20 protein-coding genes and 1 pseudogene are annotated in these 21,931 nt (G+C 72.3%); 16 read left to right on the top strand and 5 right to left on the bottom strand.

What is annotated here, in order from left to right; genetic code table 11:
• Positions 1 to 11 precede the first annotated feature (11 nt).
• A complete protein-coding gene (locus tag KUM44_RS12645) occupies positions 12 to 476 on the bottom strand; it encodes a MarR family winged helix-turn-helix transcriptional regulator (RefSeq protein WP_217207921.1) in 465 nt (154 codons plus the stop codon).
• Between the two features lie 209 nt (positions 477 to 685).
• On the opposite strand from KUM44_RS12645, the gene KUM44_RS12640 reads away from it, so the two are divergent.
• From KUM44_RS12640 to KUM44_RS12605, 8 genes are all read left to right on the top strand, one after another.
• Entirely contained in the window at positions 686 to 1,468 is a 783-nt protein-coding gene (locus tag KUM44_RS12640) for a CoA transferase subunit A (RefSeq protein WP_217207920.1), read from the top strand.
• Entirely contained in the window at positions 1,468 to 2,112 is a 645-nt protein-coding gene (locus KUM44_RS12635; RefSeq protein WP_217207919.1) for a CoA transferase subunit B, read from the top strand. The genes KUM44_RS12640 and KUM44_RS12635 overlap by 1 nt, the downstream gene beginning before the upstream one ends.
• Positions 2,109 to 3,311, top strand: a complete 1,203-nt coding sequence (locus tag KUM44_RS12630) for a thiolase family protein (protein WP_217207918.1) — start codon at positions 2,109 to 2,111, stop codon at positions 3,309 to 3,311. Before KUM44_RS12635 ends, KUM44_RS12630 begins: the two co-directional genes overlap by 4 nt.
• Positions 3,312 to 3,329: 18 nt before the next feature.
• The gene (gene pcaH / locus KUM44_RS12625; RefSeq protein ID WP_217207917.1) at positions 3,330 to 4,103 is read left to right on the top strand and encodes a protocatechuate 3,4-dioxygenase subunit beta; all 774 of its coding nucleotides are present in this window, start codon (positions 3,330 to 3,332) and stop codon (positions 4,101 to 4,103) included.
• 6 nt (positions 4,104 to 4,109) lie between these two features.
• A complete protein-coding gene (gene pcaG / locus KUM44_RS12620) occupies positions 4,110 to 4,715 on the top strand; it encodes a protocatechuate 3,4-dioxygenase subunit alpha (RefSeq protein WP_217207916.1) in 606 nt (201 codons plus the stop codon).
• Positions 4,712 to 6,007: a 3-carboxy-cis,cis-muconate cycloisomerase gene (gene pcaB / locus KUM44_RS12615; protein ID WP_217207915.1), complete on the top strand. Its 1,296-nt coding sequence runs from the start codon at positions 4,712 to 4,714 to the stop codon at positions 6,005 to 6,007. Before pcaG ends, pcaB begins: the two co-directional genes overlap by 4 nt.
• A complete protein-coding gene (gene pcaD / locus KUM44_RS12610; protein WP_217207914.1) occupies positions 6,004 to 7,137 on the top strand; it encodes a 3-oxoadipate enol-lactonase in 1,134 nt (377 codons plus the stop codon). Before pcaB ends, pcaD begins: the two co-directional genes overlap by 4 nt.
• Before the next feature lie 76 nt (positions 7,138 to 7,213).
• Entirely contained in the window at positions 7,214 to 8,005 is a 792-nt protein-coding gene (locus KUM44_RS12605) for an SDR family NAD(P)-dependent oxidoreductase (RefSeq protein WP_217207913.1), read from the top strand.
• Between the two features lie 21 nt (positions 8,006 to 8,026).
• Here KUM44_RS12605 and KUM44_RS12600 read toward each other — a convergent pair whose 3' ends face one another.
• The gene (locus tag KUM44_RS12600; RefSeq protein ID WP_217207912.1) at positions 8,027 to 10,702 is read right to left on the bottom strand and encodes an AAA family ATPase; all 2,676 of its coding nucleotides are present in this window, start codon (positions 10,700 to 10,702) and stop codon (positions 8,027 to 8,029) included.
• A 214-nt stretch (positions 10,703 to 10,916) separates the two neighbouring features.
• Here KUM44_RS12600 and KUM44_RS12595 point away from each other — a divergent pair, with 214 nt between their 5' ends.
• The 3 genes from KUM44_RS12595 to KUM44_RS12585 all read left to right on the top strand — a co-directional run bounded on the left by KUM44_RS12595 (position 10,917) and on the right by KUM44_RS12585 (position 14,588).
• Positions 10,917 to 12,200 carry an MFS transporter gene (locus tag KUM44_RS12595; RefSeq protein ID WP_217207911.1) on the top strand — a complete coding sequence of 428 codons (1,284 nt, stop codon included), beginning with the start codon at positions 10,917 to 10,919 and terminating at the stop codon, positions 12,198 to 12,200.
• Positions 12,201 to 12,232: 32 nt separating this feature from the next.
• Positions 12,233 to 13,387 carry an anhydro-N-acetylmuramic acid kinase gene (locus tag KUM44_RS12590; protein ID WP_217207910.1) on the top strand — a complete coding sequence of 385 codons (1,155 nt, stop codon included), beginning with the start codon at positions 12,233 to 12,235 and terminating at the stop codon, positions 13,385 to 13,387.
• Between the two features lie 244 nt (positions 13,388 to 13,631).
• Entirely contained in the window at positions 13,632 to 14,588 is a 957-nt protein-coding gene (locus KUM44_RS12585; RefSeq protein WP_217207909.1) for a DUF2510 domain-containing protein, read from the top strand.
• Positions 14,589 to 14,739: 151 nt separating this feature from the next.
• Here KUM44_RS12585 and KUM44_RS12580 read toward each other — a convergent pair whose 3' ends face one another.
• A complete protein-coding gene (locus KUM44_RS12580; protein WP_217207908.1) occupies positions 14,740 to 15,354 on the bottom strand; it encodes a TetR/AcrR family transcriptional regulator in 615 nt (204 codons plus the stop codon).
• A gap of 195 nt (positions 15,355 to 15,549) precedes the next feature.
• On the opposite strand from KUM44_RS12580, the gene KUM44_RS12575 reads away from it, so the two are divergent.
• Positions 15,550 to 16,368, top strand: coding sequence for a phosphatase PAP2 family protein (locus KUM44_RS12575; RefSeq protein WP_217207907.1), 819 nt, complete (start codon positions 15,550 to 15,552; stop codon positions 16,366 to 16,368).
• Complete coding sequence (locus KUM44_RS12570) at positions 16,365 to 17,402, top strand: DMT family transporter (RefSeq protein WP_308402593.1); 1,038 nt, start codon at positions 16,365 to 16,367, stop codon at positions 17,400 to 17,402. Before KUM44_RS12575 ends, KUM44_RS12570 begins: the two co-directional genes overlap by 4 nt.
• Before the next feature lie 19 nt (positions 17,403 to 17,421).
• Here the strand turns inward: KUM44_RS12570 and KUM44_RS12565 are convergent, their stop codons facing one another.
• Positions 17,422 to 19,473 carry a phosphocholine-specific phospholipase C gene (locus tag KUM44_RS12565; protein WP_217207906.1) on the bottom strand — a complete coding sequence of 684 codons (2,052 nt, stop codon included), beginning with the start codon at positions 19,471 to 19,473 and terminating at the stop codon, positions 17,422 to 17,424.
• Positions 19,474 to 19,635: 162 nt separating this feature from the next.
• Between KUM44_RS12565 and KUM44_RS12560 the strand changes: the two genes are divergently transcribed.
• From KUM44_RS12560 to KUM44_RS45335, 3 genes are read left to right on the top strand one after another with little or no spacing between them, the layout of a single operon-like run.
• Positions 19,636 to 20,934, top strand: coding sequence for an MFS transporter (locus tag KUM44_RS12560; RefSeq protein WP_217207905.1), 1,299 nt, complete (start codon positions 19,636 to 19,638; stop codon positions 20,932 to 20,934).
• A 60-nt stretch (positions 20,935 to 20,994) separates the two neighbouring features.
• Positions 20,995 to 21,348 (top strand): hypothetical protein, encoded by a 354-nt coding sequence (locus KUM44_RS47550; protein ID WP_374202030.1) that lies wholly within the window; start codon positions 20,995 to 20,997, stop codon positions 21,346 to 21,348.
• A complete protein-coding gene (locus KUM44_RS45335) occupies positions 21,234 to 21,464 on the top strand; it encodes a hypothetical protein (protein WP_254389502.1) in 231 nt (76 codons plus the stop codon). The genes KUM44_RS47550 and KUM44_RS45335 overlap by 115 nt, the downstream gene beginning before the upstream one ends.
• Here the strand turns inward: KUM44_RS45335 and KUM44_RS45330 are convergent.
• A pseudogene (locus KUM44_RS45330) lies at positions 21,451 to 21,606 on the bottom strand (aspartate aminotransferase family protein); the annotation flags it as partial. The gene KUM44_RS45335 and the pseudogene KUM44_RS45330 sit on opposite strands and share 14 nt — an antisense overlap.
• Between the last annotated feature and the right edge of the window lie 325 nt (positions 21,607 to 21,931).

Below are 21,931 nucleotides of genomic sequence, written 5' to 3'. Positions count from 1 at the left end.
CGAACCGGGGATCAGGATGGTGCGGCGAGGGGCTCCGAAGGGTTGCGGAGCCCCTCGGCCGCGTCCGCGACGCGCCGGATCAGATCGAAGAACAGCGCCTGCTCGTCGGTGGAGAGCGGGGCCAGGAAGACCTGGTTCATCCGAGCCGTGCGCACGGTCAGCTTCTTGTGCGTGCGCATCCCGTCGTCCGTGAGGCGCAGCAGGAAGCGGCGGCCGTCCTGGGGGTCGCGGACCTTGTCGAGCAGTCCGCGGCGGCCGAGCCGGCTGATCACCTCGGCGATCGTGGACCGGTCGAGCCCGACGCGCTCCCCCACCGTCCGCTGATCCAGGCCCGGCTCGGCGACGAGCGCGTTGAGGACGGCGAACTGGGGCGAGGTGATCTCCTCCGAGACCATCGTGTTCCACAGCAGGTAGTGCGCCTGCTGGAGCCGCCGGGCCAGATGCCCGGGGTGGGTGGTGAGGTCCACGGCGGCCATGTGCGCCCCCTGTTCGCAATCGTTGGTGCACTGAACAATAGCCGACCTCGCCGGAGGTGTCCTCGGATCGAAGGGTCCATGCATTTCGCATTTACCGGGGCCTTGACGGCTTCCCGCTCCGATGGCAGCGTGAGGAGCAACCTCGCAGAAATACTCAGTGCCCTGATTAATTCGGGGGCTGGGCGCTCGGAAGAGATGGGGCTTCTCGGATGGACAAGGTGGTCGCCACAGCCGCGGAGGCGGTGGCCGATGTGGGTGACGGCGCGTCGCTCGCAGTGGGTGGCTTCGGGCTGAGCGGTGTGCCGAACGTGCTGATCCAGGCCCTGTTCGAGCAGGGCACCGGCGGGCTGTCGGTGGTCTCGAACAACTGCGGGGCGATGGAGTCCGGTCTTGCGGTGCTGCTCTCGGCGGGCCGGATCGCCCGGGTGACCGGCTCCTACATCGGCGCGAACAAGGAGTTCGCCCGCCAGTACCTGGGCGGAGAGCTGGAGGTGGAGATGATTCCGCAGGGCACGCTGGCCGAGCGGCTGCGGGCCGGCGGCGCGGGGATCCCCGCCTTCTACACCCCGGCCGGGGTGGGCACCCAGGTCGCCGACGGCGGGCTGCCGTGGCGCTACGACGGGTCGGGCGGGGTCGCGCTGGCCTCGCCGCCGAAGGAGGTGCGGGAGTTCGACGGCACCGAGTACGTGCTGGAGCGCGGGATCCGCACCGACTTCGCGCTGGTCCGGGCGGCGAAGGGCGACCGGCACGGGAACCTGGTGTTCAACAAGTCCGCCCGGAACTTCAACCCGCTGGCCGCGATGGCCGGACGGGTGACGATCGCCGAGGTCGAGGAACTCGTCGAGCCCGGTGAGATCGGTCCGGACGCGGTCCACCTGCCGGGGATCTTCGTGCAGCGGGTCGTCGCGCTCACCCCGGAGCAGGCCACCGCCAAGCAGATCGAACAGCGCACGACTTCCGCGCCCGAGGCACGAGGGACGGTGAGCAACTGATGGCCTGGACACGCGAGGAGATGGCCGCGCGGGCCGCGCGCGAACTTCAGGACGGGCAGTACGTCAATCTCGGCATCGGACTGCCCACGCTGATCCCGAACTACCTGCCGCCGGGCGTGGAGGTGATCCTGGAGTCCGAGAACGGCATCCTCGGCACCGGCCCGTACCCGACCGAGGACCAGGTCGACCCGGATCTGATCAACGCCGGCAAGGAGACCGTCACGGTTCTGCCGGGCGCCTCCTTCTTCGACTCAGCGCTGTCGTTCTCGATGATCCGCGGCGGGCACATCGATGTCGCCGTGCTGGGCGCCATGCAGGTCTCCGCCACCGGCGATCTGGCGAACTGGGCCATCCCCGGCAAGATGATCACCGGGATCGGCGGCGCGATGGACCTCGTGCACGGCGCCCGCACGGTCATCGTCGTGATGACGCACACCGCCAAGGACGGCAGCCCGAAGATCCTCACCGAGTGCGCGCTGCCGCTCACAGGCAAGGCGTGTGTGAACCGGGTCATCACCGACCTGGGCGTGATCGACGTGACCGACGACGGCCTGGTGCTCGTCGAGACCGCACCCGGCGTGGGCGTTGACGAGATCATCGCCAAGACCGACGCAAAACTCACCGTCGCGGAGAATCTGCTGTGAACACCGTTTACATCGTCGACGCGGTCCGCACCCCGATCGGCCGTTACAACGGCACCCTCGCCTCCGTCCGCCCGGACGACCTCGCCGCCCACGCCCTGCGCGAACTCCTCGCCCGTACGCCCGACCTGGACCCGTCCCGCATCGAGGACGTCTACTTCGGCAACGCCAACGGCGCCGGCGAGGAGAACCGCAACGTCGGCCGCATGGCCGCCCTCCTCGCCGGTCTGCCGACCAGCGTGCCCGGCGTCACCGTCAACCGCCTCTGCGCCTCCGGTCTGGAGGCGGTCATCCAGGCGGCCCGCGCCATCGCCGCCGGGGACGCCCACATCGCCGTAGCAGGCGGCGTGGAGTCGATGACCCGGGCCCCGTACGTGCTGCCCAAGTCCGACAAGCCCTTCCCCGCCGCGCACACGGAGCTGTACTCGACCACCCTGGGCTGGCGCATGGTCAACCCGAGGATGGAACCGCAGTGGACCATCCCCCTGGGCGAGTCGGCGGAGCTCATCGCCGAGAAGCACAAGATCAGCCGCGAGCAGCAGGACGAGTTCGCGCTGGCCTCGCACCAGAAAGCGGCCGCGGCCCAGCGGCAGGGCCTCTTCGACGCCGAGCTCGCCCCCGTCTCCCTCCCCCGGCGCAAGGGCGACCCGGTCGTCTTCGCCGCCGACGAGTCCGTACGGACGGACGCCTCCCTCGCGGCGATGGCGAAGCTGAAGCCGTCCTTCCGTAAGGACAACGGGACGGTCACCGCGGGCAACGCCTCCCCGCTCAACGACGGCGCCGCCGCCCTGCTCCTCGTCGACGAGGAAGGCCTGAAGGCGACCGGCCGCGAGCCGCTCGCCCGGGTCTCCGCCACCGGCGTCCACGCCCTCGACCCCGACTACTTCGGCCTCGCCCCCGTCGAAGCCGTCAACCGCGCCCTCACCAGAGCGGGCCGGACGTTCGACGACCTCTCAGTCCTCGAACTGAACGAGGCCTTCGCCGCCCAGGTGCTGGGCTGTGTCGCCGAATGGCCCGAGTTCGACCCGGCGATCCTCAACCCCCAGGGCGGCGCCATCGCCCTCGGCCACCCCCTGGGCGCCTCGGGTGCCCGTCTCGCCGGCACCGTCGCGCACCAGCTCGCCCGCAAGGGCAGCGGAGTGGGCGTCGCCACCCTCTGCATCGGCGTCGGCCAGGGCCTCGCCCTCGTCCTCGAACGTTAACGAAACGCGGGATCCCCCATGACTCTCACTCAGCACGACATCGACCAGGAGATCGCGGCCGAGCACGCCGCGTACGAGAAGCGCGTCGCCGACGGTGCCCCCGTCGAGCACCACCCGCGCCGCGACTACACCCCGTACCGCTCCTCGGTGCTGCGGCATCCGAAACAGCCGCCGATCCAGATCGACGTCAGCAAGGACCCGGAGCTGGTGGAGCTGCACTCCCCCGCCTTCGGCGAGCGGGACATCACCGAGATCGACAACGACCTCACCCGGCAGCACACCGGGGAGCCGATCGGCGAGCGCATCACCGTCGAGGGCCGTCTCCTCGACCGCGACGGCCGTCCGCTGCGCGGCCAGCTGATCGAGGTCTGGCAGGCGAACTCGGCCGGCCGGTACGCCCACCAGCGCGAGCAGCACGACGCCCCGCTGGACCCGAACTTCACCGGCGTCGGCCGCACCCTGACCGACGACAGCGGCTTCTACCGCTTCACCACCATCCAGCCGGGCCCGTACCCGTGGCGCCAGCACGTCAACGCCTGGCGGCCGGCCCACATCCACTTCTCGCTGTTCGGCACGGCGTTCACCCAGCGGCTGGTGACACAGATGTACTTCCCGAGCGACCCGCTGTTCCCGTACGACCCGATCATCCAGTCGGTGACGGACGACGCGGCCCGCCAGCGGCTGGTCGCCACCTACGACCACAGTCTGTCGGTGCCGGAGTTCTCGATGGGCTACCACTGGGACATCGTTCTCGACGGACCGAACGCCACCTGGCTCGAAGAGGGACGCTGACCTGCCATGACGAAGATCGACACGAGCCGCCCGGAGACCGTGCTCCCCACCCCGTCGCACACGGTCGGCCCCTTCTACGGCCACGCCCTGCCCTTCCCCGGCGGCGGCGACATCGCGCCCGCCGGGCACCCGGAGAGCATCGCCCTCCAGGGCTACATCCACGACGGCGAGGGCAACCCGCTGCCCGACGCGTTCGTGGAGCTGTGGAGCGCCGACCCCGAAGGCAACGTCCCGCAGGTCGACGGCTCGATCCGGCGCGACCCGGCGAGCGGCGGCTATCTGGGCCGCAACGGCGTCGAGTTCACCGGGTGGGGCCGCATCCAGACCGACGCCAACGGGCACTGGACCGCGCGGACACTGCGGCCGGGCGCGCGCGGGCAGAGCGCACCGTACATCAGCGTGTGCGTGTTCGCGCGCGGCCTGCTGGTGCATCTCTACACACGGATCTATCTGCCGGGCGACGAGGCGGCCCTCGCCGCGGACCCGCTGCTCACCCGGGTGCCGGCCGAGCGACGCGACACGCTGATCGCACGGGAGCAGCGCGACGGCACCTACCGTTTCGACATCCGCCTTCAGGGCGAAGGCGAGACGGTCTTCCTGGAGTTCCAGTGACTTCTCCCCATCCGGACACCGGCCTGCTCGCCCCCGGGTGGGCAGGCTCCCCCGCCGCCTCCGCGACCGGTGACGGCGCCTGTCTCCAGGCGCTGCTGGACGCGGAGGCAGGGCTCACCCGTGCGCAGGCCGCGCTGGGGCTGGCCCCGGCCGAGGCGGCGACCGCGGTGACCGAGGCCGCCGACGCCGACCGCTTCGACGTCCGGTCCCTCGCCGAGCGTGCGCGCGGCGGCGGCAACCCGGTCATCCCTCTGGTCGCCGACCTGACCCAGGCGGTCGGCGCGGAGTACGGGCCGTACGTCCACCGGGGCGCGACCAGCCAGGACATCCTCGACACGGCGACGATGCTGGTGGCGGCGCGCACCCTCGATCTTCTGCTCGCGGACCTCGACCGCACCCAGCAGGCCCTGGCCCGGCTCGCCGCCGAGCACCGCGACACCGCGATGCCGGGGCGGACGCTCACCCAGCACGCCGTACCGACGACGTTCGGGCTGAAGGCGGCCGGGTGGCGGTCGCTGGTGCTGGACGCACGGGACCGGGTGACGGCCGTACGGGATTCACTGCCCGCCCAACTGGGGGGCGCGGCAGGGACGTTGGCGGCCTTCGGAGCCTACGGCGCAACCGATCCGGTCGAGCTGCCGACGGTGTACGCCCGCGAACTCGGTCTTCGCGCCCCGGAGTTGCCGTGGCACACACTGCGCACACCCGTCGCCGATCTCGCCGGATGCCTGGCCTTCACGGCGGGAGCGCTCGGCAAGACCGCCGTGGACGTCCTCACGCTCTCGCGCACCGAGATCGCGGAACTCGCGGAGGGCAGCGGCGGGGGCTCGTCCGCGATGCCGCACAAGTCCAATCCCGTACGGTCCACCCTGATCGCCTCCGCGGCGCGGCGGGCACCTCACCTCGCGGCCACCCTCTACGGGTCGCTGGCGGCGGAGGACGAGCGGCCGGCCGGCGCCTGGCACGCGGAGTGGGAGCCCCTGCGGGAGCTGCTGCGGCTGGTCGGCGGGGCCGCCAGGGACGCCGTGGAGCTGGCCGAGGGGCTGCGGGTGAGACCTGCCGTCATGCGCGAACACCTCGACCTCACCCATGGGTTGATCGTGTCCGAGCGGCTGTCCGCCGAGCTGGCCCCGGTACTGGGCCGGGCCCGCGCCAAGGAACTGCTCACCCGACTGGCGTCCGAGGGCCGCCCGCTTGCCGAGGCGCCTGAGCTGACGGACGTCGACCTCGATCCCACCCACTACACCGGCTCCGCCGGAACCCTCACCGACCGTGCTCTGGAGCGACGTTGACCGGCAAACTCCTCAACCACCGCGCCGAGGGGCCCACTTCTGCGCCCGCGCTGCTTCTCGGGCCTTCGCTCGGCACCTCGTACGCCCTGTGGGACAAGGTCGCGCCCGAGCTGTCGATCACCCATCGGGTGGTCCGCTGGGATCTGCCCGGGCACGGGGGTTCGGCGGCCGGTCTCATCGGCGCGGGCGCGACGGTCGGTGACCTCGCCGACCTGGTGCTCGCGCTCGCCGACTCGCTCGGCATCGAGCGGTTCGCGTACGCGGGGGTGTCGCTGGGCGGTGCGGTCGGGTTGCACCTGGCCCTGCACCGTCCCGAGCGGGTCTCCTCGCTGGCGGTGATCTGCTCCTCGGCGCACTTCAACGGTGCGAAGCCGTGGGAGGAGCGGGCCGCGCTGGTGCGCAGCCAAGGGCTGGCCAGGCTCGCCGCGAGCGCGGACGACCGCTGGTTCACGTCCGGCTTCACCGTTCCGGAGCTGGTACAGGACCACCGGGACGCCGATCCGGACGCGTACGCCGCCTGCTGTGACGCTCTTGCCGCCTTCGACCTGCGTGAACGGCTGCCCGAGATCTCCTCACCCACCCTGCTGATCGCTGGGCGCGAGGATCCGGCGACGCCGCCGGCGCATCTGCGGGAGATCGCGGACGCCGTGCCCGGTGCCACGCTCGTCGAGCTGCCCGGGGCCTCGCATCTGGCGCCGGCGCAGTGCCCGCAGGCCGTGCTGACGGCGATGCGCGCGCACCTCGGCGGCGGCGCCAAGCGGGGCATGGAGGTGCGGCGCGAGGTGCTCGGTGACGCCCATGTCGACCGGGCGCAGGCCCGGCAGACACCGTTCACCGCGCGCTTCCAGGACTTCATCTCGCGCTACGCCTGGGGCGAGATCTGGACGGACCCGACGCTCAGCCGCCGCGAGCGCAGCATGATCACCCTGACAGCGCTGGTCGCCCACGGCCACTACGACGAGCTGGCCATGCATGTCCGGGCGGCCCGGCGCAACGGGCTGACGCCACAGGAGATCGGGGCCGTACTGCTCCAGACGGCCGTGTACTGCGGAGTTCCGGCGGCGAACTCGGCGTTCGCGGCGGCGCAGCGGGTCCTCGCGGAGGAGGCCGGGCCGGACGCGGGTGCCTGAGCTGGGGGGTGACCCTGGCGGTCGTACCACCGGCAGCGTCTCGCACATGTCCGCACGCCGTGCCTACGGTGGAGGCATGTCCACGATTCTGCTCACCGGCGCCACCTCGGGGCTCGGGCGCTACGTCGCCTTCGAGCTGGTCGGCTCCGGGCACCGCGTCCTCGCGCACGGGCGGGACGCGGGCCGCACCGAGCGGCTCGTCGAGGAGCTGCGGGCCGAGGGCGAGGCGGAGGGGTTCGTCGCCGATCTGGCCTCGCTGGGGCAGGTGCGGGAGCTGGCGGCGCATGTCGCCGACGCCTACCCGGAACTCGACGTACTGATCAACAACGCCGCGGTGGGCGCCGGACCGCACCGGTCCGAGCGGAGGCTCAGCGCCGACGGGCACGAACTGCGTCTGGCGGTCAACTACTTGGCGCCGGTCACGCTGACCCGCGCCCTGCTCCCCGTACTGCGCGCCAACGCGCCCGCGCGGATCGTGAACGTCGGCTCGGCCGGCCAGGAGCCCCTGGACCTCGACGACCCCGAGCTGACGCGCGGCTACGACGGGCTCTCGGCGTACTGCCGCAGCAAGTTCGCCCTCACCGCCCATACATTCGTCCTCGCCGAGGAGCTGGCGGGCACCGGAGTCTCGGTGAACGTGCTGCACCCGGCGACCCACATGGACACGGCGATGGTCCGCGAGGGTGGCTTCACGCCCCGGCACACGGTCGCCGACGGCGCGGTGGGCGTGCTGGCCCTCGCCACCCGGGAGCTGGGCACGGGCCGGTACTTCGACGGCACGCGTCCGGCGCGGGCGCACGAGGGAACGTACGACCCCGAGGTCCGCAAGCGGCTGGCCGCGGTCACCGATCAGCTGCTGAGCCTCTGACCCGCCTTCCCCCCACCGCCCTCACACCACGCCGGACAGCAACGCCCTCTCCGCCTGCGTGACCAGCCCGTCCGCCCCGCACGAGCGGGCCAGCGTCAACCCGCGCCGGAGCTCCCCGGCCGAGCGGGCGGCGATGCCGTACTCGACACGGGCCGCCGCATGCTCGTACTGGCAGGGTGAGGCCTCGAGATAGGTGACGGCCTGTTCGGCGAGGCGTACCGCGCGCTGGCCCGTCTCCAGGGCGGCGGCGCAGCGCAGGGCCTCGCCGATCGCGGTGTCGGTGCCGAGCCGCTCGGCGTGCCGGCGGACGTCGGTGGCGAGGCGGGCGGCGCGCGCGGGGTCCTCGCTCGCGAGGGCGCGGGCCAGGTCGAAGGCCCAGGGGACCAGCACCGGGTTGTGGTGGCCGCGTACGTCGGCCGCCTTCTCCGCCGCCTCCAGTTCGTTGATGCCGTCCTTCGTGCGGCCGACGGCGAGGAGCAGACGGCCGCGGACCGAGCGCGGGTCGGGCAGGACGATGGTGGACGGGTAGGGCGGGGCGAAGCCGTACTGCTCGGCGATCTCCCAGGCGGCGTCGACGTGCCCGCGGGCGAGCAGCGTGTCGACGAGGTTGCAGGTCGCGGACCAGTGCAGGGGCAGCCGACGGCCGACGCGCTCGGCGAGCGCCAGCGACTTGCGCAGGGACGCCTCGGCCTCGCGGAGCCGGCCGCGCCTGCGGTGGCCGAGACCGACGTAGGCGTGGGCCAGGGAGAGGTGGCCGCCGCTCCAGCCCGCGGACTCGTACGCGCGCAGGGCCTCGTTGTAGAGGGTCTCGGCCCGGTCGAGCCGGTCGGTGAAGGCGTAGGCGCTGGCCAGCATCATCGGCAGCTCCAGGCCCCACTCCGGGTCGGTCCAGCCGAGTCCGGGGGCCAGGCGGCCGTTGACGAGGGCGCGGTCGCAGAGTTCCACGACCTCCTCGGCGTTCTCGCCGCGGGCCATCGCGTCGAAGCCGCGCAGGATGAGGAGAGCGCGTTCGGAGTTGTCGCGGCCGGTGCAGGTGGCGGCGAGTTCGGCGAGGCGGGTGGAGCGCCCCGGGGAGGCGGCCTCGCCCGCGTGGAGGCCCTCCCACATGAACTGCACGGCCTGGAGCCGCAGCCTCGCGGGGCCGGCCTGGTGCCGGGCGGCCTCTGCCTCGACCGTGCGGACGGCCTCCTCCAGCTGGTCGTTGTGGAGCAGGGCCTGGGAGAGGCGGTGGACGGCGTCGACGCGTGCGTCGCCGTCCAGACCGGGCATGGCGAGCGCGGTCTGGAGGTGGTCGACGGCGGTGGCGGGCGCGGTGAGCAGGGTGACGCAGCCCAGCTCGTAGAGCACGCGCGCGTGAGCCTCGGGCAGGGGCGGTTCTACAAGCGCACGCTCCAGGCAGCGGCGGGCGGCGTCGGGCGCGCCGACGGCGAGGTGTTCGCGGGCGGCCTCGCGCAGCTGCTCGACGAGTTCCTCGTCGCTGTCCGGGTGGACCTCCAGGAGGTGACGGGCGGCTACCGCGGCGCCACGGCCGTTGTCGGTGACGACGCGGGCGGCGATGCCGTGCATGGCGGTGCGCAGGGCGTCGGGGATGGAGTTGTAGACGGCGCTGGCGATCAGCGGGTGGACGAACTCCAGGTCGCCGTCGTCCGGTTGGACACTCGCCGGGTCGGGCTCGGTGAGGATGCGGGCGGCGCGCAGCAGGTCCGCGCAGCGCACGGCGTCGTCCACGCTCATGGTGGCGAGCTCGGCCACCAGGTCGACGGAGATGCCGGTGCCGAGGATCGCGGCCGCCCAGGCGAACCGGGTGGCCTCGATGCCGAGCGTCTCCAGCCGGGCGACCAGGCCGCCGCCGCGCGCCGAGCGGTTCAGGGCGCGCAGCTCGCCGGCCGCGGACTCGGTCGGCTCGAACTCGCTGTCCTGGACCTTGGCGAGGAGTTCGACTGTCTCGTACGGGTTGCCGCCGGTGACGGCCCAGACCTCGCGGCAGAACGGGGCGTCGGCGTGGGCGCCCAGAGTGGCGCGGGTGAGGCCGGCGGTCGCGTCCGGGGTGAGGGCGCTCAGGGTGGCGACGGAACTGCCCGCGGCGGCGACCGCGTCGAGGTGGCGGGCGCTGTCGCCGCTGACCTCGCCGGGGCGGCGGGCCACGACGACCAGGACGCTCTGCTCACCGAGGCGTTCGGCGAAGGCGGCGAGCCAGCGCAGGGTCTCCTGGTCGGCCCAGTGGGCGTCGTCGATCAGCAGCACCAGCGGCCAGTCGCGCCGGGCGAGTCGGCGTACGGCGGCCACCAGCCCGTCGCACACGCCCTGCGGGTCGGCCTGGCGCTCGCCGGGCCCCGTTATGCCGAGGGCGGGTCCGGCGATGTCGTACCAGTCGCCGAGGTACTCGCGGGCCTCCTCCGGCATCAGCGACAGCAGCGCGGGCTGGAGCAGCTGCCGTACGACGTTGAAGGGAACGGAACTCAGGGTCTCGCTGCCCCGGGCGGACCACACCGCGCAGCCGCGGGCCTCGGCGATACGGCGGGTTTCGGCCAGCAGCGCGGTCTTGCCGAGTCCCGCCTCGCCCCGGAGCACCAGGAGGCTTCCTGACGAGGACTTGTCCGCGCACAGGGTGTCGAGGGCCCGCTCGACGGCGGCGACTTCCTCGTCACGCTCCCACAGGGAGGCCGAGGCGGCCTGCGTGGGCCGTACCTCTGTCATCCCGCTACCTCCCCAAGTCGCCCGAACGACGTACAGACCTCGAGCGTAGTCGTCCGATTGCCTAAGTGGAGGCGGGTCCGGGCACCTGTTGCCGTGACGGGTGACAACGGGTGCGCGCGGGCGACGCGCAGGGCTTGCGACCTGCACCGCCGTAACTTACCAACAGTCAAAAGCCGTCCCCACGACCGGCATTCGTGAACCAGGAGGCGCGGGCATGACGTCCACTTTCCCCGACCGGGTCCCGGTCCGGTCCCGCAGGGCGCTGGTCGCGGGGTCGGTGGGCAACCTCATCGAGTGGTACGAGTTCGGTGTCTACGGCTACTTCGCGACGATCATCGCGGCGCGGTTCTTCACACCGGAGGGCGGCAGCGAGGTCGAGGCGCTGGTGAAGACGTACGCGTCGTTCGCGCTGGCGTTCTTCTTCCGGCCGGTCGGCGCGGCCGTCTTCGGCCGGCTCGGTGACCGGATCGGCCGGCGTCCCGTGCTGATCCTGGTGATCACGCTGATGACCGGGGCGACGACGCTGATCGGCGTACTGCCCACGTACGACACGGTCGGCGCGCTCGCCCCGTGGCTGCTGACGTTTCTGCGGGTGCTGCAAGGGCTGTCGGCGGGCGGGGAGTTCGGCGGCGCGGTGTCGGTGATGACCGAGTTCGCGCCACCCGGGCGGCGCGGGCTGTACGGGTCGTGGCAGTCGTTCACGGTGGCGCTGGGGCTGCTGGGCGGCGCGGGGGCGGCGGCGCTGCTGGCCACGGTGCTGACCGAGCGGCAACTGGGCGACTGGGGCTGGCGGTTGCCGTTCCTGCTGACGTTGCCGCTGGGGCTGGGTGCCCTGTGGCTGCGGCTGCGGCTGGACGAGACGCCGGCGTTCCGCGAGGAGCGGGAGGCGGAGCGGCCGACCCGGCGTGCGGTCGCCGGGGCGATCGCGCTGGGCGCCGGGCGGATCATGGGGTGGGCGGCGGCGGGGTACACCTTCCTGGTCGTGCTGCCGTCGTACCTCCAGTCCACGCTGGACGCGAGCTTCCAGCAGGCGCTGATCGCCACGGCGCTGGCCAACCTCGGCTTCGCGATGACGATCGTGCCGGCGGGGTGGCTCAGCGACCGGGTCGGGCGGCGGACGGTGATGCTGGCGGGGGCGGTGCTGACGGTGATCCTCGCGGTGCCACTGCTCAACCTTCTCCAGGACCCGGGCGTTTCCCTCACCGTGAAGGGTGCGGCGGTGTGGGGTGCGGGCGCGTTGGTGGGGCTGATGGCGGGGCCGGGTCCGGCGATGCTCGCGGAACTGTTCCCGACGAACGTGCGCTACACGGGGCTGGGGCTCGCCTACGCCCTGTCCAATGCGGTGTTCTCGGGGTGTGCCGGGCTCATCATCACGGAGATGATCGAACGGACCGGGAACGTGGACATCCCCGCGTACTACGCGGCCGCGACCTGCGCGGTGAGCGTCCTCGCGCTGACGGCGGTTCCGGCCGGAGAAGTGAAGGAAAGGGCGGGTTGAGCGGATGCGGATGATCGAATGCAGGTGATCGGATGCGGGTGATCGGCCTGATGTCGGGCACGTCGTACGACGCCATCGACGCCGCGGCCGCCGATCTGAGCCTCGTCGGCGACAGCCTGGTGCTCGAACCACTGGGGCTGGTGAGCGAGGCGTACGACGAGGGGCTGCGGGAGGCGCTCGGGGCTGCACTGCCGCCGGGGACGACCTCGATGGCGGAGGTGTGCCGGCTCGACACGGGGATCGGGCAGGCCTTCGCGGCGGCCGCCGTGCGTGCGGACCGTGAACTGTGCGGCGGGCGGGCGGAGTTGGCCGCCTCGCACGGGCAGACGGTCTACCACTGGGCCGAGGACGGGAAGGTGTACGGCACCCTTCAGCTCGGGCAGCCCGCGTGGATCGCCGAGGCGACCGGGCTGCCCGTGGTCGCCGACTTCCGTCCCCGTGACATCGCCGCCGGCGGACAGGGCGCCCCGCTGGTCAGCCTGGTCGACCTGCTGTGGCTGCGCGGCCGGCCGGGCACACCCGTCGCCCTCAACATCGGCGGGATCGCCAATCTCACCGCACCCGACGGCACCGCGTTCGACACCGGGCCCGGCTGTGCGCTGATCGACGCGGCGGCGCGGGGGTTCAGCGGCGGACGGCTGGCGTACGACGTGGACGGGGCGCTGGCCGGTCGCGGCAGCGTCCATGAACCGCTGCTACGGCGGCTGCTGGCGGAGCCGTACTACGCGCTGCCCGCGCCCAAGACGACCGGCAAGGAGCTGTTCCACCTGGGCCGTCTGCGGGACGCGTTGGCCGGGTTCGGCACCCTGTCGGCCGAGGACGTCGTCGCCACGCTGACCGCGCTCACGGCACGCACGGTCGCCGACGCGGTGCGCGCGGCCGGCGCGACGGAGGTGATCGCCTCGGGCGGCGGGACCCGCAACCCGGTCCTGATGACGATGCTCGGGCAGCGCCTGCCCGGGGTCCCTCTTCGCACCTCCGACGAGCTGGGACTCCCGGCCGCCGCGAAGGAGGCGTACGCCTTCGCCGTACTGGGCTTCCTGACCGCCCATGGCCTGCCCGGCACCGTCCCCTCGGCCACGGGCGCCCGGCACGCACGCGTACTCGGCTCGATCACGCCGGGCCGCGAGGGCCTGCGGCTTCCGCCGCCGGCGGGAGAGCGACCGGAACGGCTCGTCCTGCGGTGATGCTGACTCGCCCCCGCCGCCCCTACCCGTCCCGTCCCTGGGGGCCGCGCCCCCAGACCCCCGCTGCCGGTCCTTCGGGCCTCGTCCTCAAACGCCGGACGGGCTGGAAAGATCGCCCCCAGCGGGTGGGTGGGGGCTCGGGACGGCGGTGACCTCGTTCTTGAACGCCGCACGGGCTGAAATGTCGCCGGACAGGCTGACTTCCTCTCATCCGACTTTCACCGACACCTCATACGGTGGGCGCATGACGCAGGTGACTCCTCCCGGCTGGTACCCCGACCCGGGGCAGAAAAGTGACGGTCCGCCCACCGAGCGCTGGTGGGACGGCAAGGCATGGACGGATCAGGTCCGGCCCGCGGGGCCGGCGGACGTATGGGGGCCTCCGGAGCAGTTGGCGGCCGGTGGGGCGTATCCGGTGCATCCGGGCTATCCCGGCCAGTTGCAGTCGGGCGGGCGGCGTGGGCTGCGCACCGGCATAGCCGTGGGGGTTGCCGCGGTCGTCCTCGCGAGCATCGGCGTCGGCGTGTACGCGCTGACCGCCGACGACGGCTCGGGCGGCGGCAGCGCCAACTCCCGGCAACGAGGTCAGGACGGGCCCGGGGGAGGCAACGGCGGCGGGGACGGCGGTTCCGGTGGGGCGTCGCCCTCGCCCGATCAGTCCGAGGCGCCGAAGGTGGACAGCGGGTCGGTGACCGACGAGGTGAGCGGGATCAGTCTGCCCATCCCGGACGACTGGTACGGCCAGGAGACCAACTGGGGTGCGCACGTCGGGTCGGACGAGACGTACAAGTGCCCCTCGGACACCTCCCAGACCTGTATGAAGGGCGGCGCCTACTCGGCCCCTGCGCTCGCGCTCCGCACCAAGGGCGACACCCCCGAGGAGGTCGCCAAGGCTGACATCGAGGCGAACGCCGAGGAGTCCTACGGCAAGGGGTACGGCGAGATCACCTCGCACGAGGTGCTGGCCTCCAAGGCGGTGACCGTGGCCGGGCAGAAGGGCTATCTCGTGCGCTGGAAGGCCGTCACGAGCAAGGGGTCCGACGGCTACGTGGAGTCGCTGGCCTTCCCCTCGCCTGTGAGCGAGCGGCAGATCGTCGTGGTCCGCCTCGGCGTCGACGTCAGCGAGGGCCAGTCCGTCCTCGACGAGATAGCCAAGGGCATCAAGGTCTCCACGGGCGGCGGCAACGGCCAGGACGTCTGATGCCCGGCGTCCGGCAATGACGCGGCCGGGTGGGGCGCCCCTCCGCTCAAGAGGAACCCCACCCGGCCGGGGGGTGCGCGCCGCCCCCGTCCCCACGGTGCGGCGCGGATCAGGTCACCGTCCAGTCATCCCGTGGACGGCGTCCTGAGTCTCAGGTGAGGCCCAGTGCGGGCAGCACGGCGGCCTCCACGAACCGGACGAGATAGTCGGGGTCGGCGTCCTCGCCCTCCAGCACGGGGCGGGCCCGCAGCACGCCGAAGATCTGGGCGGGGACGTACTCCAGGGCGGGGTGGCCGGCGGTGACCTCCCCGCGCTCCACCCCCCGCCGAAGGATCTGCCGCAGCGCATCGATCTCGGGGTCGATGAGCGCCTCGCGCAGCGCGCACTTGAGTTCCGGGTCCTCCATCACGGCATGCCCCAGCGCCTGGAACAGCCGCGTGTCCTTGCCGGACCACGCCCCCGCGGCCCGCGCCGCCTCGCGCAGATCACCGGCGAGCGTGCCGCTGTCGATGCCTTCGAAGCGCGTGAGCCGGCTGGCGCGCAGGGCCGCCGCCACGAACTGGGGCTTCGTCTTCCACTGCCGGTACAGCGTGGACTTGCTGCACCGGGTGCTGCTGGCCACGCCCTCCATGGTGACGGCGTCGTAACCGCACGCGCGGATCTGTTCGAGCACGGCGTCGAAGAACTCCTGCTCACGCTCGGGCGTGATCTTGGAGCGGCGCGAGGCGACGACCGTCTCCGGTCCGTCCGCGGCCTGCGACGTCATCGGCTCTTCTCCTCACTTCCAGCGTGTCGTACGTCTATCGATACGCCACTGTACCGGAACGCTGACGTATCGGTACAGTGGCGTATCGGAACAGCAGCGTTTCGGTACATGGACGTTTCGGTACGCTTCCGTATCGATGAGTTCGCCGGGTACCACCCAGCACCACCCACCGTTCGGCGAAAGGGCCGGGGGAAAATGAATGGCCGCACCGAGCCTGCTCAGGCGGAGACCGACGCGATAGCGCGGCCTCCGCTCGTCCGGGAGCTCCTGCTCGTCGCAGGGCTCTTCCTCGTCTACAAGTTCGGGCGGCAGCTGGCCACGGGCCACACCGGCGAGGCGTTCCGCAACGCGGACCGCGTGTGGGACCTGGAACGAGCCGTCCATCTGCCCGGCGAGGGCTCGGTGCAGCATCTGCTGCTGCACGGCGACACGCTCGTACACATCGCGAACACCTACTACGCGGCCGTGCACTTCCCGGCCACCGCGGCCTTCCTGGTCTGGATGTACCTGCGCCGGCCCACCCACTACGTCCGGGCCCGCCGTGTCCTCGCCGCCGTCACCGCCACCGCCCTGGTGGTCCACCTGACGTTCCCGCTGGCCCCGCCCCGCATGCTCGCCGCGACCGGCCTGATCGACACCGGCCAGGTCTACGGCCCCTCCGTGTACGGCTCGCCCCGGACCGACCACCTCTCGAACCAGTTCGCGGCGATGCCCTCACTGCACTTCGGCTGGGCCCTGATGGTGGCGATCGGCCTGATCGTGGCGACCCGCTCCCGCCGGCGTTGGCTGTGGCTGCTGCACCCGCTGGCCACGCTGCTGGTCATCGTGGGCACGGCCAACCACTACTGGCTCGACGCGGTCGCGGCGACGGCCATGCTCGGCATCGCGCTCGCCGTGATCAAGCTGCCGCGGCGCACGGCGACCACGGCCGGACACGGCACCCGCAAGCCCGCGCCGGCGGCCCGGGACGCGGTCTCCGACGAGGAATCCGTAATTGTGGGAGCGGGCCGGTGAATGCCACCCTGATCGCCGTCGTCCTGTCCCTGTTCTCCGCGGTCGCCTACGCCGCGGCGGCCGTGGCCCAGGAACGGCTGGCCTCCCGCGCCCCGGGATCGAGCCTGATACGACTGCTGCGGTCCGGCGCCTGGTGGGGGGCCGTCCTCCTCAACGGCTCGGGCGCGCTGCTGCACGTCGTGGCCCTGAAGTACGGTCCGCTGACCGTGGTGCAGCCGCTCGGCGCGCTCACCCTGGTGGCCGCGGTGCCGCTGGGCGCGCGGATCGCCGGGCGGCGGGTCAGCGCGGTCGAGTGGCGCGGCACGGCGCTGACGCTCACCGGTCTGACGGCGATCCTCGTCACGGCGTCCGGGCCGGCCCCCGAGGAGGTGCTGAGCACGTCCGAGGCGGTGGCGGTCGCGGCCGTGACCGTGGCGCTGATCGGCATGCTGTCGCGGCCGGGCGCCCGGCCGGGGCTGCGGCACGCCACCGCGTCCGGTCTCGCCTCCGGGGTGGGCTCGGCGCTCACGCAGACCGTGACCGTGGCCATGACGGACCACTCCGCCCCGCTGCTCAGCCCGCAGGTGACCGGGGTGGCGCTGCTGGTCGCGGCCCTCGCGGTGAGCGGGCTGCTGCTGTCGCAGACCGCCTACCAGGGCGGCCTCGGCGCTCCGCTGGCGATGGTGACGCTGGCGAACCCCATGGCGGCCGCGGTGATCGGGCTCCTCCTGCTCGGCGAGCGGTTGCAGGGCGGCGCAGAAGGGGTGCTCCTCGCGCCGGCCGGGGCGGGCCTGGCGTCATGGGGCGTGGTGCTGCTCAGCCGGGCGACTCCCGAACCGGACGCCGTGACGGCAACGCCGGAAAAGGGGCACGGGCCGTATCGATGTGCGGCTCGGCCGCGTGGGCGCGACCAACCACGCCACAGACGCAGCCGCAGCCGCAGCCGCAGCCGCAGCCGACGAACAATCCGACGCGGCACCCCCGTAGACGCCCCCGCACAGGAACCGGCGCTGGTGCCCCGGCAACCGCAGCCGAGGCACCTCACACCACTCTGAGCAACGGCCCCTGTCCGGGTTACTCGGTGATGATCGCCGGGTCGCTCACACCCGGCCGCCCGTTCTCGACGTGCCCGGCGAACCGCCGCAGGAAGACCGGGGCGGCGTCGGCGGTGACGGTCAGGTCGTACCAGCGCCGGCTCGCCGCGAGGTCGACCGTGCGGCACACCGTGGCGCCGGGCCGCACGGTCACCGTGGTGGCGCGACCGCCGTACCCGTTGGCGATCTTCAGGCGGACGCTCGCCGCTCCCTTGTTGGTGAAGGTCAGCTCGATGTCGTCGCCGGTGTGCCGGGCGGTGACCTCGGGGCCGGCCGCGCTGTTCGAGCCCTTGAACCAGCGCACGAAGCCGCCGGGGCCGTGCACGGTCAGGTCGTACGAGCCGTTCGAGTACGCCGAGTTCCAGGTGTCCGCGATGCTCTTGCCGGCCTCGGTGGTGTACGTCCAGGGGCCGTCGGTGCGGTTGCCGGAGGTGACGTGGAAGGCGGCACCGGCCTTGGCGCCGGAGGCGAAGGTGAGTGTGAACCTGCCGGCCGCGGCGTCGACGGAACCGTCCACGTGCGGGGCGTACTTGAGCGGCCGGGTCGGGCGCAGACCGCGCTCCTGGCGGGGCATGTCCGGGTCGGCCGGCGGGGTCGGCTTGTAGTCGGGGTGGCGCTCGCGGTCCTGCGGCTCGTACTCGTCCGTCCCCGGCAGGGCGGCCGGGCGGCTGTCCTTGCGGGAGAAGTCGAAGGCCGAGGTCAGGTCGCCGCAGACGGCCCGGCGCCAAGGGGAGATGTTGGTCTCCTGCACCCCGAAGCGGCGCTCCATGAACCGCAGGATCGAGGTGTGGTCGAAGGTCTCGGAGTTGACGTAACCGCCCTTGCTCCACGGTGAGACGACCAGCATCGGCACGCGCGGGCCGAGGCCGTAGGGGCCGGCCGGGCGGTTGCTGTCGCCCTTGTAGAGGTCGAGCGAGACGTCGACGGTGGACTTGCCCCGGGAGGCGTCCTTCGGCGGGAGCGGCGGCACGACGTGGTCGAAGAAGCCGTCGTTCTCGTCGTAGGTGATGAACAGGGCCGTCTTCGACCAGACCTCCGGGTTGGCGGTGAGGGCGTCCAGGACCTGGGCGATGTACCAGGCGCCGTAGTTGGACGGCCAGTTGGAGTGCTCGGAGAAGGCCTCGGGGGCGGCGATCCAGGAGATCTGCGGCAGCTTGCCGGCCTTGACGTCGGCCTTCAGCCGTTCGAAGTAGCCTTCACCGCTCTTGGCGTCGGTGCCGGTGCGGGCCTTGTCGTACCAGGGGTCGCCGGGCCCCGCGTCGCGGTACTTGTTGAAGTACAGGAGCGAGTTGTCGCCGTAGTTGCCGCGGTAGGCGTCCTCGATCCAGCCCCAGGAGCCCTTGGCGTCAAGGCCGTCGCCGATGTCCTGGTAGATCTTCCAGGAGACGCCCGCCTGCTCAAGGCGCTCGGGGTAGGTCGTCCAGCCGTAGCCGAGCTCGTCGTTGCCGAGGACCGGGCCACCGCCCTGGCCGTCGTTGCCCGTGTAACCCGTCCACATGTAGTAGCGGTTCGGGTCGGTCGAGCCGATGAAGGAGCAGTGGTAGGCGTCACAGACGGTGAAGGCGTCGGCGAGGGCGTAGTGGAAGGGGATGTCCTCGCGGGTCAGGTACGCCATGGTCGTGGTGCCCTTGGCGGGGATCCACTTGTCGTACTTGCCGCCGTTGTAGGCCTGCTGGCCGTCGGTCCAGCCGTGCGGCAGGCCCTCCAGGAACTGCATGCCCAGGTCGTCGGCGTCCGGGTGGAACGGCAGGATGTCCTTGCTGCCGTTCGACTGGTGCCAGATCGGCTTGCCGTCGTCGCGCTTCACCGGGCGGGGGTCACCGAAGCCGCGGACGCCGCGCAGCTTGCCGAAGTAGTGGTCGAAGGAACGGTTCTCCTGCATCAGGACGACGATGTGCTCGACATCCTCGATCGACCCCGTGCGGTGGTTGGCGGGGATGGCGGCGGCCCGCTGGATGCTGCTCGACAGAGTCGTGAACGCCGTGGTCGCGCCCGCGAGTTGGAGGAATCTGCGGCGATTGACTTCGGGCATGAGTGAGGGACCTCTTCCCATCTAGGGTGGTTTGACCGGCCGGCTGGTGACGGAAGCCGCGCGGAAGGAGTGTTCCAGGAGCACCAAACGTCAGGGAAGGGTCCGGTGGCGCTCGTGTGAAAGTCGTCGGTACGGGAGGTGTGCCGGGACTCGGGCGCGGGGATGGTCGCGATCATGACAGAGACGACGCGCACGGATTCCCCGCCGACCTCACGGCCCGTACGCCAGCTCCTCGCCGCCTCGGTCGGCAACGCCGTGGAGTGGTACGACTGGTACGCCTACACGTTCCTCGCCACCTACATCGCGGCCGAGGTCTTCCCGAAGGGCGCGGACAACTCCCTGGTACCGCTGCTCTCGACGTTCGCGGTCTTCGCGGTGGGCTTCTTCATGCGGCCCGTGGGCGGGCTGCTGATGGGCGCCATCGCGGACCGCCGCGGCCGGCGCTCCGCTCTGACGGTCACCATCCTGCTGATGGGCGGCAGCAGCCTGCTGGTCGGCCTGACCCCGACGTACGAGACGGCGGGCGTCCTCGCCCCGGTGATCCTGGTGCTGGCCCGGCTGCTGCAAGGCCTGTCGGTGGGCGGGGAGTTCGCGGCGTCGACGACGTTCCTGGTCGAGTCGGCGGGGCCGGGCCGGCGCGGGCTGTTCTCCAGCTTCCAGTACGTGTCGACGACCGCCGGGCAGCTCGTCGCGTCCGGGATCGCGACCCTGCTGGTGGACACGCTGAGCGACGGGCAGATGAACGGCTGGGGCTGGCGGGTGCCGTTCGTCCTCGGTGCCGTGCTCAGCCTGGTCGGCTTCTGGATCCGCCAGGGCGCCGAGGAGACGCGGAGCGCCGAGCAGCAACAGGCCCCGCGCCCCGGCCTGTTGGAGGCGTTGCGCCGCCATCCGCGCCAGTCCCTGCTGATCTGCGGCATCACCGCGGGCGGCACGATCGCGTACTACACCTGGACGTCGTATCTGCCGACGTACGCCGAGCTCAACGCGGGCATCGAGAAGTCGGACGCCCTGCTCGCGGGCACGATCTCGCTGGCCTTCTTCGGTCTGCTCCAGCCGATCGGCGGCCTCCTCTCCGACCGCTTCGGCCGCCGCCCACTCCTCCTCTTCTTCGGCCTGGGCTTCACCCTCCTCACCGTCCCCCTGCTGCACGCTCTGCGCGATTCGTTCGCCGTGCTGCTGCTCGTGCAGTGCGCGGGCATGGTGCTGCTGACGGGGTTCACGTCGATCAGCGCGGCCGTGAACGCCGAGGTGTTCCCGCCGCGGGTACGGGCGGCGGGCATCGGGTTCCCGTACTCGCTGACGGTCGCGATGTTCGGCGGTACGGCGCCGTACGTCGGCACGCTGTTCAAGGAGCTGGGCCACGCGGACCTCTTCCCCTGGTACGTCGCTGTCCTGTGCCTCGCCTCGTCGCTGGTGTACCTGCGGCTGCCCGAGACGGCGCACAAGGCGCTCGAAAGGTGACCGCGCGACTCCGGATCAGCGCGGCGCGGCTCCCCCGGCATCGCCGCGATCCGTGAGCATGTGCGGGCCGGTGAGCTGGGTGACCTGCCCCTGTTCAGCGGGCGCTACTGGTGCGACTGGGCGACGGACCCGAACGGGCCGCTGAGCCGGCGGTTCAAGCGCTGCCCCGGTTCGGGTGCGCTCGGGGAGGTCGGGTCGCACGTCGTCGACGCCGCCGAGTACGTCGCCGGGCCGATCGCCTCGGTGTCCGGTGCGCGCTGTCGACGCAGATCACCAAGCGGCCGCTGCCACTGGGCGCGGTGGTGGGACACAACGCGGCCCCGGTATCGGACGAGTTCGCCGAGGTCGAGAACGAGGACACCGCGTCCTTCACCGTCCGCTTCGAGTCCGGGTTCGTCGGCACGTTCTCGGTGACGCGCACCGGCTTCGGCCTGCCCAACGGGCTCGCCCTCGACGTCCTGGGCGGCGACGGCCGGGCCGCGTTCGACCAGCACCGGCCCGCCGAGTACCTCTTCGACCCTTGCCGATGAGGAGGCCGCCCTCGCGGGCCGCCTCCAGCACGGCCGACGCGGCGGCCGGGTCGGCCTCGTCGGTGCCGGGCCGGGTGATCTCGACGCCCAGCATCAGGCCCCGGCCGCGCACCTCCCGTACGTGCGGCACATGCGACGACGCGCAGCCCGAGGCCCGTACGCGCGGCGTACGGCAGATCACCGCCGGTCCGCAGCTGCCGTACTTCGCGGGCGGTGTCCCGATGGAGGCGCCGGGGGTCGGGGCCGGCAACGGCGGCAACATCGCCTACCAGGCACGGGCGTTCCTCGACCAGGTCGCGGGCGTCGCCGCGCCGCTGCCGGCCTGCGCGACGCCGACGGCAAGGTCCCGACCGGCTACGGCTTCTGGTGCAACGCCTGGCCCGGGAAACCGGCGTGGAGGTTCGTCGCCGTCGGCCTCGGCCACGGCCCTCTGCCCCGCGCCGCCTCGTTCGCCCGGGCAGGCCCGC

The sequence above is a fragment of the Streptomyces sp. AC550_RSS872 genome, from assembly GCF_019049285.1.
Taxonomy (GTDB): Bacteria; Actinomycetota; Actinomycetes; order Streptomycetales; family Streptomycetaceae; genus Streptomyces.
Note: the sequence above shows the minus strand (reverse complement) of the source record. Positions and strands in the feature narration are given on the sequence as shown.

Bases quoted from the DNA above. Each gene is read 5' to 3' on its own strand.
- KUM44_RS12585 (WP_217207909.1), top strand. From the start codon at position 13,632: ATGACGCAGGTGACTCCTCCCGGCTGGTACCCCGACCCGGGGCAGAAA.
- KUM44_RS12635 (WP_217207919.1), top strand. From the start codon at position 1,468: ATGGCCTGGACACGCGAGGAGATGGCCGCGCGGGCCGCGCGCGAACTT.
- KUM44_RS12600 (WP_217207912.1), bottom strand. From the start codon at position 10,702: ATGACAGAGGTACGGCCCACGCAGGCCGCCTCGGCCTCCCTGTGGGAG.
- KUM44_RS12605 (WP_217207913.1), top strand. From the start codon at position 7,214: ATGTCCACGATTCTGCTCACCGGCGCCACCTCGGGGCTCGGGCGCTAC.
- KUM44_RS12640 (WP_217207920.1), top strand. From the start codon at position 686: ATGGACAAGGTGGTCGCCACAGCCGCGGAGGCGGTGGCCGATGTGGGT.
- KUM44_RS12580 (WP_217207908.1), bottom strand. From the start codon at position 15,354: ATGACGTCGCAGGCCGCGGACGGACCGGAGACGGTCGTCGCCTCGCGC.
- pcaH (WP_217207917.1), top strand. From the start codon at position 3,330: ATGACTCTCACTCAGCACGACATCGACCAGGAGATCGCGGCCGAGCAC.
- KUM44_RS12595 (WP_217207911.1), top strand. From the start codon at position 10,917: ATGACGTCCACTTTCCCCGACCGGGTCCCGGTCCGGTCCCGCAGGGCG.
- pcaG (WP_217207916.1), top strand. From the start codon at position 4,110: ATGACGAAGATCGACACGAGCCGCCCGGAGACCGTGCTCCCCACCCCG.
- KUM44_RS12575 (WP_217207907.1), top strand. From the start codon at position 15,550: ATGAATGGCCGCACCGAGCCTGCTCAGGCGGAGACCGACGCGATAGCG.
- KUM44_RS12565 (WP_217207906.1), bottom strand. From the start codon at position 19,473: ATGCCCGAAGTCAATCGCCGCAGATTCCTCCAACTCGCGGGCGCGACC.
- KUM44_RS12645 (WP_217207921.1), bottom strand. From the start codon at position 476: ATGGCCGCCGTGGACCTCACCACCCACCCCGGGCATCTGGCCCGGCGG.
- KUM44_RS12560 (WP_217207905.1), top strand. From the start codon at position 19,636: ATGGTCGCGATCATGACAGAGACGACGCGCACGGATTCCCCGCCGACC.
- KUM44_RS12590 (WP_217207910.1), top strand. From the start codon at position 12,233: ATGCGGGTGATCGGCCTGATGTCGGGCACGTCGTACGACGCCATCGAC.